Raw genomic sequence first — 16,622 nt, 5'->3', positions numbered from 1 at the left:
TTTTAGTGCTGCTCCTACAGGCTTTTTATCTGCAAACGCTGCATGGATTAAAGGAGTAGCACCTATTCATCCCAAGAATACTCCTCCTCACCTTTAATGCGTTTGATATTAGGATTTGCCCCATGCTTTAAGGCTAACTCTAAAAAACTCACCTCATTAAACCTAGCCCAAGAATGCAAAGGCGTCCCGCCATCACCTTTATCATACACTTCAAAACTTGCATCTTTGCTTAAAAAATACTCAATCACTACATCGCTTGTGCCCCTATTCTCAATATAGGCGGTGAGTGCATTGTCTCCTGTGGAAAACGGACTACAATAATCCGCCCTAAGCCCCAAGCTTTCAAGATATTCCATAACTTCAAAGCTTTGTGTCTTCTCATACGCTAGCCCCGCATGAGCCAACGCAGATACCGGAACATACGCAATATGTGTTTTTTTAGAATTATGCGCTTGTGTGATAGGAAAAGTCTCTACTGCCTTTTTGATTTTCTTCAAATTCCCAGTTTTGATGACTTTCATAAAATCCTCGATAGCATCAAACATCTTATCGCCTATTGTTTCTAATTCTTCTAGTGTCATAACCTACCCCTTCAAATCAAAATATATGTTTTATATAAACAACAATCCTTGGCTAAAGATTCTAAGCAACTTTTCTTTGTTTCTTGCTTTGACTATTCAGATCAGAGCTTATTCATTACGCCACTTATTGGCAAATAAATATAATCAAAGTGAGTGTGTCTCAAATGTGCAAACACGCACATTGATAATACACCATTACAACTCACAAATGATAGCAAGAATATCAGGAGATTCTCTAATACATTGACATCATACTGCAAACATGCGATTTAATGCACTGACAAGTGCATACACAGAAGCTTTAATAATATCATTATCAATCCCAGCTCCAAAATACTTTTTACCCTCACTCTCAATTTGCACATAGGCTATTGCCTTTGCATTGGAACCATTCTTTAACGCATGTTCACTATAATCAAGTATATCAAAGCTAAGGTTTAAATGCTGCCTCAATGCGTTTGCCACACTATCAAGCCGTCCATTTCCGTTAGAATCTATAGCAATTTTTTGTGGCTTTAATAACTCTATATGTGCTTGACACTCATCTTCTTGTGTATTAAAGCTAAATTCACCGATCTCTAAATGTTCTGTATAATTTACAAAATCTTTTTCAAAAATTTCGCAAATCTCACTTGGACTTAATTCCTTATGTGCCTTGTCAGAAATATCCTTGATATAGTAAGAGAAAGCTTCTCTAAAAAGTGATGGTAAATTTGCACCATAGTGTTCATGTAAAATGTAGGCAATACCGCCCTTACCACTTTGTGAGTTTATACGTATAACATCGCTTTCATACACACGTCCAACATCTTTTGGATCTAATGGCAAATAAGGCACACTCCATGTGTCAAGTTTATGTTCTTTATGATAAGCCATACCTTTTGCAATAGCGTCTTGATGCGATCCAGAAAAAGCAGCAAAGACGAGCTTACCTGCATAGGGTTGTCGTTCATACACTTGCATTCGAGTTACAGATTCATAAATATCACAAATATGTGGAAGATTACTAAAATCAAGCCCAGAATCTATACCATGTGTGGTGAGATTCAACGCAAGTGTAATAATATCTACATTCCCAGTGCGTTCACCATTGCCAAAAAGTGTGCCCTCAATCCTATCAGCCCCTGCTAAGATTCCAAGCTCAGCACTTGCTACCGCACAACCTCTATCATTATGCGGATGCAAAGATATAAGCACATTCTCTCTATGTAAAAGATTTTTACTCATAAATTCCACCTGTTGTGCATAGATATGTGGCAAACTCATCTCAACAGTTGCAGGAAGATTTAAAATAAACTTTTTATCTTGCGTAGGTTTAAAGATATCAATTACTGCATTACTCACTTCAAGAGCATAATCGATTTCTGTGCCACTAAAGCTCTCTGGTGAGTATTCAAAAGAGAAATTCCCCTTAGTCTCTTGTGCAATTTGCTTGACACACAACGCCCCATCAATAGCAATCTTTTTTACCTCATCTTTTGACTTTCTAAAAACTTGCTCTCTTTGAGCATAAGAAGTAGAATTATAAAAATGCACAATCGCATTGGGACAACCATCTAATGCCTCAAAAGTTCGTCGAATAATATGCTCTCTTGCTTGGGTAAGCACCTGTAAACGCACATCATTTGGAATGAGATTTTGCTCAATAAGTGTGCGTAAAAAGCGATACTCTGTCTCACTTGCCGCAGGGAATCCAACCTCAATATCTTTAAAGCCAATTTGCAGTAGGAGTTTAAAAAATGTGATCTTTTCTTCTAAGCTCATAGGAGTAATAAGAGCTTGATTCCCATCGCGTAAATCCACACTACACCATAAAGGTGCAGATTGTATATACTCTTTTTTACTCCAATCTAAATACGATTTCTCACTAGAATCTGGCGGCATAAAATAACCGCGTTTATATTTCTTATGATTCATAAAAACTCCTTAAAAATAAACTGCAAAAAACTTTAAAAAATTGATTCTAGCAATAAAAATTATAAAAACAATAAAGATTTTTTAAAAAGAAATAAGAATTCAACAAGAAAAAACTAAAAATTTCTATAAAAGTCATAATACCTAATATCTGCTTATAAGATATTGAGGCATTTTCATAACTTAAGTATGCAAAATGACTGCAAGATGTAGCCAATCCATCACCATAGTATTTTGTTGTGTTAATAAATTCAAGTGCTTAATATAAAACCTAAAAACTCTTCTAAATAACAATAACTAAGATACCACAAAAATACAAAATCACTCAAGTTGCAAACATATAAATCCTGTGTCCATAAAGATGATAGAAAATCTATATTGCAACTTCTAAAAGTTGCCACATTGGTGCTACGACACTATAAGCCAACCCTGCTATCAATACGCCCATGATAATTGTTGCAAATGGTTGTGAAAGTGTTTGCAATATCTGTAGAGATTGCATAAACCTGTCTTTATAGAATCTCGCATTTAGCTCTAAAGCCTTATCTAGCATTCCACTTTGTTCCCCACTTTGCAATAATGCGATATTCATAATTTTTATATCAACGTGGCTTAGAGCTTGGCTAAGCGGTATGCCTTTGTTTAACATAGATTTTAAAGGAGAAATTTTTTGCTGCAAGATATGATTATTGATTAATTTTTCACATTGTATAACGCTTTCCATAAATGGCACTTTACTTTTTAAAAAATAGTGCAAACCTAAAAAATAGATGTAGAGCCAATAATCAATCATCACGCGATTAAAGAATGGAATATGTAATAAGATGCTATCTCGCATTACCTTTTTACTAAGGAACACAATGCACAACATAATACAAACTATAGTAAAAATCAGTATTTCAAAAATATATGCTTGTAAAAAGCTACATATCTTAAGGATAATTTCTGTAAGAAATGGTAGATTTGCACCCAATTCTCTGTAAAGCTCTGCAAATTCTGGAATCACAAAAAATGCAAGCACAAAAAACACACATAAAAAACTTATAGCAAGGAGAAATGGATATATCATTGCATTGCGTAATGTTTGCATATAAGTATTTTTTCGAGCTATTTCTTTTGCACACAATTCACAAGTCTCTTGCAAAAATCCACTCTTTTCACCAATGCTAAACAATGCCACAACAAGACTCCCACAAGTATTTACATGTTTTTGTAATGCACTTGAGAGAGTATCACCCTTTTCCAAAGCAAAAATCATAGATTGCAATAAAGCAATATTTTCTTTAAAATGCAACTCTTCTCTTATAGATTGTAAGATAGAAATCAAATGTAAACCCGAGGTATAACTAAATCCGAGTTGCCAAAATATCCTTTCAAGCTCTTGTGTTTTGTTGCCATGTTGCATAAAAAAGCTAACTTCTTTGATACTCACAACAAGTAAATTTTTTTGCAACATTTTTTGTCTTGCTTCTTGAGTATTTTGTGCGAAAATATACCTCACACCCTGCGTATTCATGCTTTGATAGTTGCACTTAAAAAATGGCATAATTACCCCAAACTCTAATCTAATTATTATGTAATATCATGCGACTATAACAAAAATCCATTATTTTGAAGCATTTTATTTCACTTCATTTCCTCATATTTATTCTTTCTGCAGTTTCACCGCATAATTACAATGTAAAATTTTTGTAAATTCTTAGTTAAATCGCATAATGATAACTTTTTTATATTAAAATATTTGTTTCATTTTTTTAAAATTTATTACTTTTTTATGAATAAACCCAACATTTTAGATCATTTTAAAGTAATTATAATGCAAGGGGAGTATAAGTGCAAACATTGAAAGGTTGTCTACAAAAATATATATGTGCCATTGGTCTTTTTTGGATATATCACATATCGCTTTTTGCTCAAACCTTTGAGTTACAAGACTTCGTAAAAGCCATTGATAAACATGCCATTTCATTAATTGATAATAAAGCACAATTTGAAAGTATGCTTGCTGAGAGAAAATCAAGTATTGCATGGGAATATCCTACGATAGAAGCAAGTGGAAGCACAGCACGAGGAGAGAGTGTTTCTAAAGTGGAATGGGATGTCGCTCTCCTTACTAAACCAAAACTTTGGTGGGTGAATGCACTTTTAAAACAGAGCTTACAAGCAAAAGGTGAGCAATACCAAAAAACGCATAGTTTGCTACGCAATATTAACTTTATCAATGCAAAGCGAATCTATCTTACCTATGTTGCAACAAAAGAAAAGTATCGTTACTATCTCAAACGAGAAGAAAACTTCTTGAAATTGCTGTATATTGCAAAGAAACGATTAGAGGGCGGGAGCATTAGTAGAAAAGATTATGTAAGTTTTGAAGTTGCATATTTAGATTCTACTTTGGCAAGTGTGGCTGTAAGAAATGAGCTTTTAGAGCTACAAAAAAATCTCTTTATGTTTATGGGCTTAGATAAGCATCACTACGCACATGTTGCAACAAATCAAGATAACACAAATATGATATATGCTATCGAAAGAGAGTTGCAAGGTATAGAGGATATAGAACATGATGATAGTGAGACAAAACACGATGAAATCGTTATTAAAGGTTTAGAGTTTCAATTTGTAGACATGCAACAAAATGCACTAGAACAAAAGTTGCAATCTTCACTCTATATAGACATATTAGACTCGCAAACAAAGGAATATCAAACACTAGCACAATATGAAGGACAGAATCTATGGGGGAACCTAGAAGTTGGTGTTGGAGTAAATTATTCACTCTCACATTATAACCCATCACTGCAGACTACAATCCCATTGCCTGTTACAAAAAAGCAATCACATTTAAAAGCAAAATATATGGCTTTAGAATCTGGCACATTGGCAAAAACACATATTACAAAAAAGCAAATAGCAATCAAGGCAAAGGCATATTTGCAAGAGCTTGCCTTACAAAAAAAGTATATTGATGTTGCAAAGCAAAATATGCAGGCAAAACAGCATTTAGCAGAACTTAATCGCTTAGGATATGAAGCACAGCAAGTCACTCTTTTTGAATACATTATGCAAGAAAATGCGTTTGTGGATTCACAAATTGCACTTGTAAATTCACAAATAAAATACATTAATATCGTTGCATTTTTAGAAGAGACATTAGGCGAGAGCTTTACAAAAATAGATTAAGAATCAATAGGGAAAGGGAGTATCATGGTATATACGAAAATTGAAACATGCAATACAAAATCGCAATATTATGCCTCTTTGTTGCATAATCTTTTAGTCGCATTATCTAGTCTGTTTTTTATTTTACCACTTCATGCAAACACTATGCAATACGAAAAAATAAATTTGAAAGATTCTGAAATAAAGGCTATGGGTGTTGGAATCTTCACTATCAAAAACACATCAAGTGAGCGTGGTGTGGCATTTTCTGCGGTAGTCGATTTTGATGATAAAGATGGTTATACACAAAACTCAAGTCTTGAAGTCGTCGTCGTGAATCTCTATAAAAGGGCTGGAGAAAATGTAAAAAAGGGGGAGCCTATCGCCGAAATTAGCTCAAATGCATTAAGTGAGCTTTACTTTTCTCTTCAAAATACATATAGTAGATTTCAGATCGCACAAGAAGTGGAGAGAAAGGATAAAGAGTTATTGCGTCAAGGTGTCATTTCGCAAAGAGCGTATCAAACAAGCTATCTCACTATGAATGAACTTCGTTTAAAAATGAATGAAATCCGAGCATCATTTAATATTTTTGGGATTAATCCTGACAATCCTCGTGGGCAATATGGCTTTCTTGTTAGAGCAAGTGGTAGCGGGAGATTAAGTGTTGTTCCAACCCAAATTGGACAAAAGATTCCAGCTTTTACCCCTTACATAAGGATTGCAAAGCCAGATAATGATAATGTGCTTTTACGCATAAGGGTGCCACAAAGTAGGCTTAGAAGTGTGCAGCAAGGATTCTCTGTATTTAATGATAGAGGTGATAAAATTGGTATTATTGAAAGTATTTCAAGCGTTATTGACAAACAAACAAATACAATTAGTGCAGTTGCTAGAGTTGAGGCAAAAAGCTTTCGCGTTGGAGAAATAGTTGAGATTTATGTGGCAGGTTCAGTAGGTGGAGAGGCAGTTGTATTGCCTGATGATTGCTGGATTAAATACGGTGATGACTACCTTACATTCCTTCAAGTAGCAAATGGATTTCAGCCAGTTCCTGTAACAATTTTAGAGGAAAGAGATGGTGCTGCCGTGGTACAAGGAGGTGGATTAAAGGTTGGCACAAAAGTTGCCAAAGGCTCACTTGTTTTACTTAAAGGCGTCATGGCGGGATTAGGCGAAGATGGGAGTGATAGTCATGGTCATTGATTGTATCTCAAGATTTGCTAAGCTTTTTTCACTCAATACCACCTTACACACATACATAAATGCTCGATATATAAACACTCAAGTGTTATTAGGTGCTCACTTCACAAAAAAAGTAATTTTACAATATAGTAATTTTGTGCGATCACTATGTTTAAATTACATTCTAAAACGCCCTACTTTAATCACAAATTTGAACAATCTCTATGAGTGTAATCATACGACAACAAAATTTAATACTCTCTTGAAAGATGTGACAAAGGATTTATTTTATAATAGTGTTATACCCTTGAAAACAACATCTAATGCTAGGAGAAAAAACATTATATCTACAATCAATTTTAAATCATGTGGAATCCAAAATATGCAAATCAGTAATTATTATAGGGGACTTAGCAAAAGTTTAACAAAAACTCTTGCAATACTGCCACAATCTAATACAACACAATTAGAATTCAAAGCAATATAAAGGGGGTTGTAATATGCTAACAAAGATTATTGAATTTTCTCTGCGACAAAAAATTATTGTTACAATCCTTGCTTGCCTTTTACTTGCTTATGGTGTATTTAGCTTTGTAAGAATACCAATTGATGCTTTCCCTGATGTAAGCTCTACACAAGTAAAAATTATTATGAAAATGCCAGGTGCTTCTCCAGAGGAAGTAGAGAATCGTGTGGTAAGACCCTTAGAGCTCGAGCTCTTGGGATTGCAAGGGCAAACTTCACTAAGAAGCACAAGTAAGTATGCTATTGCAGATATTACAATCAACTTCGAAGATTCTGTAAATATGAATATCGCAAGACAGATGGTAAGCGAAAGGCTAAGCACTGCGATGTCAGAGTTACCACCAGGCGTAAGCGGTGGTTTAGCCCCAATTGTAACACCTTTAAGTGATATGTATATGTTCACGATTGAAGGCAACATCACAGAGACTGAAAAAAGACAATTGCTTGATTTTACTATCCGCCCTGCCCTACGAAGTATTAAAGGTGTGGCAGATGTAAGTAGTTATGGTGGTTTTGCAAAGGCTTATGTTGTAATCCCAGACTTCCATGACATGGCAAAACTTGGTATTTCTATATCTGAATTAGAAACTGCCTTGCGTGAGAATCTAAAAAATGATGGTGCAGGTATTATCAATCGTCCTGGTGAAATGTATCTTGTAAAAATAGAAAGTGCAGCAAAAAACATTAAAGATATTGAAAATATATCAATGTACACCCAAAATGGCTATGTGCGAATAAAAGATTTTGCACAAGTAATAGAAAATCATAAAACAAGATTAGGCTTTGTAACAATCGATGGGGCGCAAGAAACCACAGAGGGAATTGTGCTTGGATTAAGGGGTGCAAATTCAAAAAACACTATTGAAATGGTGGAAAAAAAACTTGATGAGATTCGAGCAAACCTCCCACCAGATGTGCAAATCAATACATTTTATAATCGATCTGATTTAACGCAAAAAGCAGTGGATGCAGTTATTAAAGTCCTTGCAGAAGCTATCATATTGATTGTTATTGTCTTATTCCTATTTTTAGGGGATTTACGTGCTGCAGTTGCCGTGAGTGTGATTTTACCCCTTGCTCTATCTGTTGCCTTTGCCTTAATGGAGAAAAATGGGCTAAATGCTAATTTAATGAGTTTAGGTGGGCTTATTATTGCAGTTGGAATCTTAGTAGATTCTGCTGTTGTTGTGGTAGAAAATGCCTTTGAGAGGTTAAGCCATGAGCAAAATCTAACAAAAATCCACACGATTTATCGTGCCTCAAAAGAGATTGCTCCATCTGTTGTAAGTGGGATCATCATTATTATTGTGTTCTTTGTCCCTATTCTCACATTAGAAGGCTTAGAAGGAAAAATGTTTGTGCCGCTAGGAGAAACTATCGTATATGCACTCATTGGTTCACTTATACTCTCTATTACAGTTATTCCTGTTATGTGTTCATTTGTATTAAAATCAAAGCCACACAAAGAAACACTTTTATTGCGTGGAATTGAGTATTTATATCATCCTATGTTGAAGTTTTGTTTAAATAATGGTCGTGTTGTCCTGATTGGTTCACTCGTATTTCTTGCATTTGCTTTCTCGCTCTTCCCCTACATTGGAAAAGCTTTTATGCCAACGCTTGATGAAGGGGACATTGTATTGTCTATTGAAACAACACCATCAACTTCTCTTGATGAATCACGTGACATTTTACTTAAGATTACAAAGAAAATTAAAGATTCAGTCCCAGAAATTAAAACCATTATCACACGTGCTGGTGCTGATGAGTTAGGGCTTGATTTAGCAGGATTCTATCAATCAGATTCATTTATTATTTTAAAACCAAAAGATGAGTGGGAAGCAAAAAATAAAAAAGAAGTTATTGATAAGATACATAATGCTGTGCAAGGTTTTAAAGGTGTTACATTCATCATAACACAACCTATTGATATGCGTATTAGCGAAATGGTAACGGGTGTGCGTGGTGATGTGGCAATTAAGATTTTTGGCTCTGAAATTAGCGAATTAAATAGATTGAGCACCCAAATCGCAGATATACTTAAAGATATACGGGGCAGCAAAGAGGTTTATACTGCTTTAAATAAGGGTGTAAACTACTTTTATGTAACCCCACAACGAGAAAAAATGGCACGCACAAATATTAGTGTTGAGGAATTCTCAAAGTTTATGAAAAGTTCATTAGAAGGCTTATTTATTGACTACATTCCTCAAGGCTTTGCACGAACTCCAGTGCTTATCCGTCAATCAAGTGATATTGCTTATGATGTATCAAAATTTCAAGGCTTAGAGTTAAGCTCTGAAGATGATTTGGTCGTGCCCATTAATTCTGTAGCAGAGATTAAGGCAGTTGATGGTCCTATCAGTATTATGAGGGAGCAGAGCAGTCGTGTTGGTGTTGTAAGGAGTAATGTCGAAGATAGGGATTTGGGCGGTTTTGTTGAAGAGGCCATGGCAAGAATTAGTGCAGAGGTGAAATTACCAGATGGCTATACGCTGACTTATGGCGGACAATTTGAAAATCAACAACGAGCAAATGCACGTTTTAGCACGGTAATTCCACTTAGTATTTTAGTGATATTTTTTATCCTATTTTTTACATTCCGCTCTATTACACTCTCGCTCATGATTTTGCTCAATATTCCATTTGCAGTAACGGGTGGATTAATATCACTCTATCTTTCTGGTGAATATATGTCTGTACCAGCGAGTGTTGGCTTTATTGCGTTATTTGGTATTGCTGTATTAAATGGGCTTGTTATGGTGGGCTATTTTGTCCAGCTTATCAAAAAAGGATATAGCATTGATGAAGCAGTAGAGATGGGAGCAAAAAGACGACTTAGACCTGTTTTAATGACAACAAGTATTGCAGCACTTGGACTTGTGCCTATGCTTATTGGCGGTGGCGTTGGTAGTGAGGTGCAAAAACCTTTAGCAGTCGTTGTGCTTGGCGGACTTGCTACCTCAACTGCATTAACATTGCTTATTTTGCCACCAACATTTAAAATGATTGCAAAACGCTTTAAGATTATTAGTGAGGGATAATTAGATACAACCCAGATTCTAAACTACCACCTAAATGGCTGCTTAGAATCTACAATAAAAAGCTTAAAATCTAAACTCGTAATTAAAAAGAAAACGTGCTTTATTCCCATATATTTTTGAATGTCTTACACCTAACTCCAATGCATGATAGCGGTTTAATAAAAACGTTACTCCATAACCATATGCCATACCTTTATCTGCATAAATAGCCTGCTCATTTGCACTTGGGAGAAAATCAACACCAACAGAGAGCATTTCATAGCCAACATTAATGTGAGGTAAAATGTATTTATATCCTGCATGGATTTGAAAAAACACGCCACCACTACGAAATGCTGTCGTATTTTCACCAAGCGATTTTACTCCAACCTCATAGGATAGTTGCAATTTATAGCCTAGATTTACACCTAACATATAATATTGTTGTTGAAAACCTATACCAACCATAAACGTTGGGATAACAGATTCTGTAATCATATTGTGTTTTTGTGCAATCTTTTCTGTATTAGTTGCTCCCATACCAACTTGCACATGAAAATAAGGAAGCATATAGAGATCTTGCTTAAATATTTTTATCTTTCTATTATCCTCTGGTATACCTATCAAACCATTTGCTTTTGTGTTTTGTTCTTTTGTGCTTTCAGGCAATTTGTCGGTATTTTTTGCCTGAATAGAATTTGCCTCAATAGAAGTAGAAAGACTTAGAAATAAGCATGATATCACACTTAGTCCTAAAGCTTTATAAGAGCATGGCTTTACAAAAGAATTGTAATCCTTATTATTGTAGATTCTATATAAAATTCTTGAGTTAGTAAAAAAATGATCTGCATAAAACCCAGTGCAGGGTATGGCTGAATTGCTTATAAACTTACCTGCAATTGATGTGAAGATTTTATATGACATACTCATACTCGCTCCTCATCATAACTAGATTCTGACATCGTAGTTTGCGTAAAATCACTTATATGTCCCAACTTATAGGTTTTGTTTCTAATCTTTTGCAATAATCCCTTTTGAGCTAAATCCTTGAAGCATTGTGCAACTGTTTGCCTTGTTGTATTGAGATGTTCTGCAATCTCATCATGTGTGCCATAAAAGATTTGTTCATTATCACAATGCGTAAAAAGATATTGCACTATCTCTACTTTTTTACCACCAAAAAGTGTGTTTAAAGCAATAAGTAATTGATTTTGCATTTCAATGATTCTATTTTGTGTAAAAGGTAATATTGCATTATGCAGTGTATCCAATAGATCATCAATTTTTATTGGCTTTAATAAATAGCCATTGCAACCAAGCTTAATAGCATCAAGAAAATAATGCGTCTCTGTCAACGCACTAATAAGCACAATCGGTACATCTTTATGCGCATGATCTCGAATTTGACTCATAAGCTTTATGCCATCATAACGAGGCATAACAATATCAGTTAAAACAATATCAATCTGATTTGCCTGAAAGATTTCCCATGCCTCTAAGCCATCTTTTGCCACAATAACATTGCCAAAATAATCCCCCAATATTGAAGCAAGTGTCTGTTGTGCCGTGAAATCATCTTCTGCATAAAGTATAGTAAAATGTTTGAGAATATCAATCTCATTCAATGTATTCTTCATTGCCAACTTCTCCCTCCTCTGTGTTGCTAAGCCACAATTCTAGCACAAATAATGCTCCTTGACAATATTCACCATCACAATCAAAGACAACGTTTGTTGCATACATATTTCCTTGTAAATATTTTGTCAGCATTTCTCGTGCCATATAAAGTCCAATACCAGTCCCAACCTCTTTTGTTGTAACATAAATATCAAAGATTTTCTCAATAATGTTTGGTTTAATACCACCTGCATTATCATATACATCCAGACACAAGATAGAATCTTTTTTCTCAAGCGTAATAAAGCAATGTGGATTTTTTATATTCCTCTCGGCAAATACATCCTTAATATTTCCTAACAACACAAATATAATCTGCATAAATGCATGTTTATTCCCAAAGATTCTGCAATCTTCTTGCGTCTCATACTCAACATGCACCTTTATGTTCAAGGTTTGCAATAAGGGTTCATAAATTATGATCGCCTCATTAATTGCATCTTGCGTGCTAAAATTTTCAAAACTACTATCTAAACGGAAAAAATTATGAAAATTCTCAATAGTATTACTCATATTATCTGCGAGTGTTAGTGCAGTTGCTGTATGCTTGTTTAATATCTCTTTTGTCAGTGCATTTTTATTAAACTTGCGTTGTATATCCTGTATAACTAAGCCTAATGAATTTAGTGGATTTCTCCATTGGTGTGCGATATTTTGCACCATTTCTCCCATTGCTGCAAGTTTTGATTGTGCATACATTGCTACATCTTTTTTGCGTATATCTTCTACTTTCTTAGCAATTTCATTTTGCAAATGTATATTTAAATTGCGTAAATCTGCTGTTGCATTATTAAATTGCTCTTCTAAGTATTGGTTTAAGCGACGAATAAAGTTAATAATGATGACATCAAGACACACAACAATGATAAATACAAGCAAGGTTATCACACATAATAATCCTATTGTTGCGTTATAAAAATAATCTGTTATCTCTTTTTCAAGCCTATGTATATCAACTTGAGTATTAATAATATTTGCACTAATATTATTTACTTTTTTTGCATGTTCATATAATAAGTCTTTATCTGCCTTTAATATACTCGCTGCCTCAAGGGTGATAGTTTGCTCTACTTCTTGCATTAAATGTTGCTTTTTTTCTTGGTATAGCAATATCATCTTGTTTTGTTTTGTTAAAAAAGTAGCTTTATAAATATGTCTTAAAAAACTAAAAACACCTCTTTGCTCATCCAAAGATTGCACAAGGTTTTTATAAAGATTCCATTGATAGGAGCTAATAGCATAGGGTTGGATTTCTTTTGGATTATTTTGCAACATATCAATTGTTTCAAGCATATATTGACTTTGAAAGTCATTGAGCAAACTCAATTCATTCAATGGTTCTGGCACACTTCCATCAAAATCATCTTTTAAACCCTTAATTGACAAGTATGCGACAAGAAACACAGTAAAGAGTCCAACAGAAAACACAAAAGGTAAAAACTTTGCATAAAAAGTAAAACCTAAGCGACTATTACCCAAATTATTTGCTATACCAAATTGATTAGAACCTTGCATTTGCAACCCTATTTTAAGCTAAAACAAAACTATAACATATTATAATGCAAATATGGGATTTTATATAAAAGGTGTGGCTATGGCGAAAGATTTCACTACAAGCAATGAAGACACACAAACTAAAAATATAAATACAGAAGAATTACTAAGAGGAGAGATTTTAATGCAAAAGAGCGAGATAGATAAGGATCAAAAAAGCTTAATATCTTCCAAAAACAAGAAGATAAAACTTATTGAAAAAAAGGCTTTACCAGAGTCGTTAGAATTTAATTTAGATGCACTTTTTAAAGATGAAAAAGAGTTAGAAAATTTTGCAAAAGAGCTTGATATCAAGTTGCAAGAATTTAATGATGCCTATGCGGGAAAGCTATCCATGCTACAAGCTGACGACTTTTCTAACGCACTGCAAGTTTATGATTCACTAAGCGAGGGCTTAGGTGCAATCATGACTTATGTGTTTTTAAAGTTTGCAGTAGATAGTAAGACATATGGGGCATTATACGCAGATTATGAGTTAAAATGTAATGCAATGTATGCAAAGGTAATGTTTTTTGAGCTTGAATTTGCGGACTTAGATTCTGTGAAAATGAATGAGTTTATTGCAAAAAATGACAAATATTCCTTTTTCTTGCAAAATATTGAAGCAACAAAAAAGTATAAATTAAGTCTAAAAGAAGAGCAAATACTGCTTAATGTCGCACCTGTTGGCGTTGATGCTTTCTCAAGATTATTTGATGAAAGTTTTGCAAACATGCGTTTTAAGGGTGTTGTAGATGATGAAAAAATTGGCGAAGAAGAAATACTAGGATTCTTACATGTAGATGATCGAAAGCTAAGAAAATTAGCACAAAAAAATTTTACAAAAGGTCTGCGTAAAAACTCTCATCTATTGACATATATTTTAAACATGGTGCGTAAAGATGTGGCTATAACACAGAAGCTAAGAGGCTATGAAAAACCAGAATCTTTTCGTCATATCAGCAATCAAACAACACAAGCAAGCGTTGATAGCATGATTGATTGCGTCAATGCAAATATGCAACTCGTGCATGGATATTATCGTGTAAAAGCTCAATTTCTGGGACATAAGCTTAAAGATTATGATCGTTATGCACCACTTGGACTTACCAAAAATGGCAAGAAAACAAAAGTAGAATTTCAAGATGCTCTATATGATACATTAGAATCTTTTTATAACTTTAGTCCGAGATTCTACGAGATTGCAAAAGAAGCAGTCTTTAATGGTTGGATAGATTCTCACCCAAAACCAACAAAAAGAGGCGGTGCATTTAGTCATGGGAGTGTGCCAAGTGCCCATCCCTACGTCATGTTGAATTTTACAGGCAATAGACGCGATGCTTTCACAATTGCACATGAATTAGGACATGCAATCCATCAAGAATTAAGCAAAATTCAAGGCACACTAAATCATGATACGCCGCTTACAACCGCAGAAACTGCTTCAGTATTTGCCGAGATGCTCTTATTTGATAGTATGAAAAAGACTTTAAAAGGGAAGGAATTACTTGAGATATATGCGGGTAAAATAGAAGATATTTTTTCAACTTTATTTCGCCAAATTGTCATGACAAACTTTGAGAGAGCCATTCATGAGAAAGAAGGGGAATTAAAAAGTGAAGACTTTGATAAAATTTGGCTTGATGAAAATAAAAAAATGTTTGGAAATAGCGTGTATCTAACAAAAAAATATGCAAAATGGTGGAGTTATATCCCACATTTCATCCACTCACCATTTTATTGCTATGCCTATTCATATGGACAACTTTTAGTTTTAGCACTTTTTGGACTTTATAAAAGAAGTGAAGATAAGGAGAAATTCATACAAACCTATATAGATTTTTTAAGTGCAGGTGGTAGCAAAAGCCCAAGGGATTTAATCCTTACGTTTGGATTTGATGTGAATGAAAGTGCGTTTTGGGAGATTGGTATGAATGAGGTAAAGAATCTCTTGAAAGAGTTTGAGGACTTATTAAATAGCACAAAGCTGTAAAAAGGAGGGTTAATGCTTGTTGTTTTTGATTTTGATTCGACGCTTATGGATGGAGAAAGTATTGATATTTTTGCAAAACGCTATAGAGTAGAATCTGCAGTTGCCTATATCACAAGAGAAGCTATGGAGGGTAGGCTTGACTTTTTTGAAAGCTTGGTTAAAAGAGTAGCACTTTTGGAAAATATGCCCTTAAGTTTAGTGGAAGAAAGCATAAAAAAAGATTTCAACCTTATGCAAGGAGCTGTTGAATGTGTTCAGGAGTTAAGAAAACGAGGACATATTGTTGTTTGCTTTAGTGGTGGGTTTCGCATTGTTACAGAGTATTTTAAGCCAATTTTAGGACTTAATGCAACTTTTAGCAACATCTTGCATCATAAGGATTCAAAACTTACAGGAAAAGTTGGTGGAGATATGATGTTTGCAGATTCTAAGGGCAACATGTTGCAGAATTTACAAGGCGTGTTGGGTTTAGATTCTAAAGAATGTGTAGTTGTTGGCGATGGTGCAAATGATCTATCCATGTTTGCTTATGCTGATACAAAAATTGCATTCTGTGCAAAAGACATATTAAAAAAGAGCGCTACGCATTGCATTGATACAAAAGACTTAAAAGAAGTATTAGAGATTGTATGTTAATCTTTATTTTATAAGTTATAAAGACAATGAGCTTTAGATTCCAGTCATTATATAGATGGTTTTTCAGCTTATCTATAAAAGATGGACCTGAAGCTTTTTTAATTCGCCTGTAAAAAAGAGCTTAATCCTTTATACCTGAAATATATGTAAGCCTTATAGATTAAGCATGACTATCAAGCTTAAATATAACATTGTAAGCATGTTCATACAAAACAAATTGCTTGATAATTTAAAACAACATGATATGGGATATAATGTATTGGAAATAGGTTTTTTCACTAATCAATATAGTTTTTAGTTATAATTGCTTAGCGAATTTATTTGCTATAAATATGCACAAATTCACACAGATATTTAGACACACATGTATGTAGCACCGCACAAAGGGAGGAATAT

At 34.2% G+C, this 16,622-nt stretch carries 11 protein-coding genes; 5 read left to right on the top strand and 6 right to left on the bottom strand.

The annotated features are described in order from the left end of the window. Window positions 1-62: 62 nt before the first annotated feature. From LS81_RS05960 to LS81_RS05950, 3 genes are all read right to left on the bottom strand, one after another. The gene (locus tag LS81_RS05960; protein WP_034346531.1) at window positions 63-581 is read right to left on the bottom strand and encodes an ankyrin repeat domain-containing protein; all 519 of its coding nucleotides are present in this window, start codon (window positions 579-581) and stop codon (window positions 63-65) included. Between the two features lie 249 nt (window positions 582-830). Further along, complete coding sequence (locus tag LS81_RS05955; RefSeq protein ID WP_034346530.1) at window positions 831-2,498, bottom strand: 2-isopropylmalate synthase; 1,668 nt, start codon at window positions 2,496-2,498, stop codon at window positions 831-833. Between the two features lie 370 nt (window positions 2,499-2,868). Then, the gene (locus LS81_RS05950; RefSeq protein ID WP_034346528.1) at window positions 2,869-4,041 is read right to left on the bottom strand and encodes a type II secretion system F family protein; all 1,173 of its coding nucleotides are present in this window, start codon (window positions 4,039-4,041) and stop codon (window positions 2,869-2,871) included. A gap of 287 nt (window positions 4,042-4,328) precedes the next feature. On the opposite strand from LS81_RS05950, the gene LS81_RS05945 reads away from it, so the two are divergent. The 3 genes from LS81_RS05945 to LS81_RS05935 all read left to right on the top strand — a co-directional run bounded on the left by LS81_RS05945 (window position 4,329) and on the right by LS81_RS05935 (window position 10,408). Next, entirely contained in the window at window positions 4,329-5,675 is a 1,347-nt protein-coding gene (locus LS81_RS05945; RefSeq protein WP_034346526.1) for a TolC family protein, read from the top strand. 24 nt (window positions 5,676-5,699) lie between these two features. Further along, entirely contained in the window at window positions 5,700-6,860 is a 1,161-nt protein-coding gene (locus LS81_RS05940; protein ID WP_052096550.1) for an efflux RND transporter periplasmic adaptor subunit, read from the top strand. A gap of 479 nt (window positions 6,861-7,339) precedes the next feature. Continuing rightward, window positions 7,340-10,408, top strand: coding sequence for an efflux RND transporter permease subunit (locus tag LS81_RS05935; RefSeq protein ID WP_034346523.1), 3,069 nt, complete (start codon window positions 7,340-7,342; stop codon window positions 10,406-10,408). A gap of 63 nt (window positions 10,409-10,471) precedes the next feature. Here LS81_RS05935 and LS81_RS05930 read toward each other — a convergent pair whose 3' ends face one another. The 3 genes from LS81_RS05930 to LS81_RS05920 are packed head-to-tail and all read right to left on the bottom strand — an operon-like array spanning window position 10,472 to window position 13,579. Beyond that, complete coding sequence (locus LS81_RS05930; protein WP_233715825.1) at window positions 10,472-11,317, bottom strand: hypothetical protein; 846 nt, start codon at window positions 11,315-11,317, stop codon at window positions 10,472-10,474. Beyond that, a complete protein-coding gene (locus tag LS81_RS05925) occupies window positions 11,314-12,024 on the bottom strand; it encodes a response regulator (RefSeq protein WP_034346521.1) in 711 nt (236 codons plus the stop codon). Before LS81_RS05925 ends, LS81_RS05930 begins: the two co-directional genes overlap by 4 nt. Continuing rightward, on the bottom strand, window positions 12,005-13,579 hold the full coding sequence (locus LS81_RS05920) for a sensor histidine kinase (RefSeq protein WP_034346519.1): 1,575 nt from the start codon (window positions 13,577-13,579) through the stop codon (window positions 12,005-12,007). Before LS81_RS05920 ends, LS81_RS05925 begins: the two co-directional genes overlap by 20 nt. Window positions 13,580-13,631: 52 nt before the next feature. On the opposite strand from LS81_RS05920, the gene LS81_RS05915 reads away from it, so the two are divergent. Both LS81_RS05915 and serB read left to right on the top strand, forming a co-directional pair. After that, window positions 13,632-15,590 (top strand): M3 family oligoendopeptidase, encoded by a 1,959-nt coding sequence (locus LS81_RS05915; RefSeq protein ID WP_237022203.1) that lies wholly within the window; start codon window positions 13,632-13,634, stop codon window positions 15,588-15,590. A 12-nt stretch (window positions 15,591-15,602) separates the two neighbouring features. Continuing rightward, the gene (serB, locus tag LS81_RS05910; RefSeq protein WP_034346517.1) at window positions 15,603-16,226 is read left to right on the top strand and encodes a phosphoserine phosphatase SerB; all 624 of its coding nucleotides are present in this window, start codon (window positions 15,603-15,605) and stop codon (window positions 16,224-16,226) included. The last annotated feature ends 396 nt before the right edge of the window (window positions 16,227-16,622 follow it).

The sequence above is a fragment of the Helicobacter trogontum genome, from assembly GCF_000765905.2.
Taxonomy (GTDB): Bacteria; Campylobacterota; Campylobacteria; order Campylobacterales; family Helicobacteraceae; genus Helicobacter_A; species Helicobacter_A trogontum.
The sequence above is the reverse complement of the archived record's forward strand: the minus strand, read 5'-3'. Positions and strand labels throughout refer to the sequence as shown.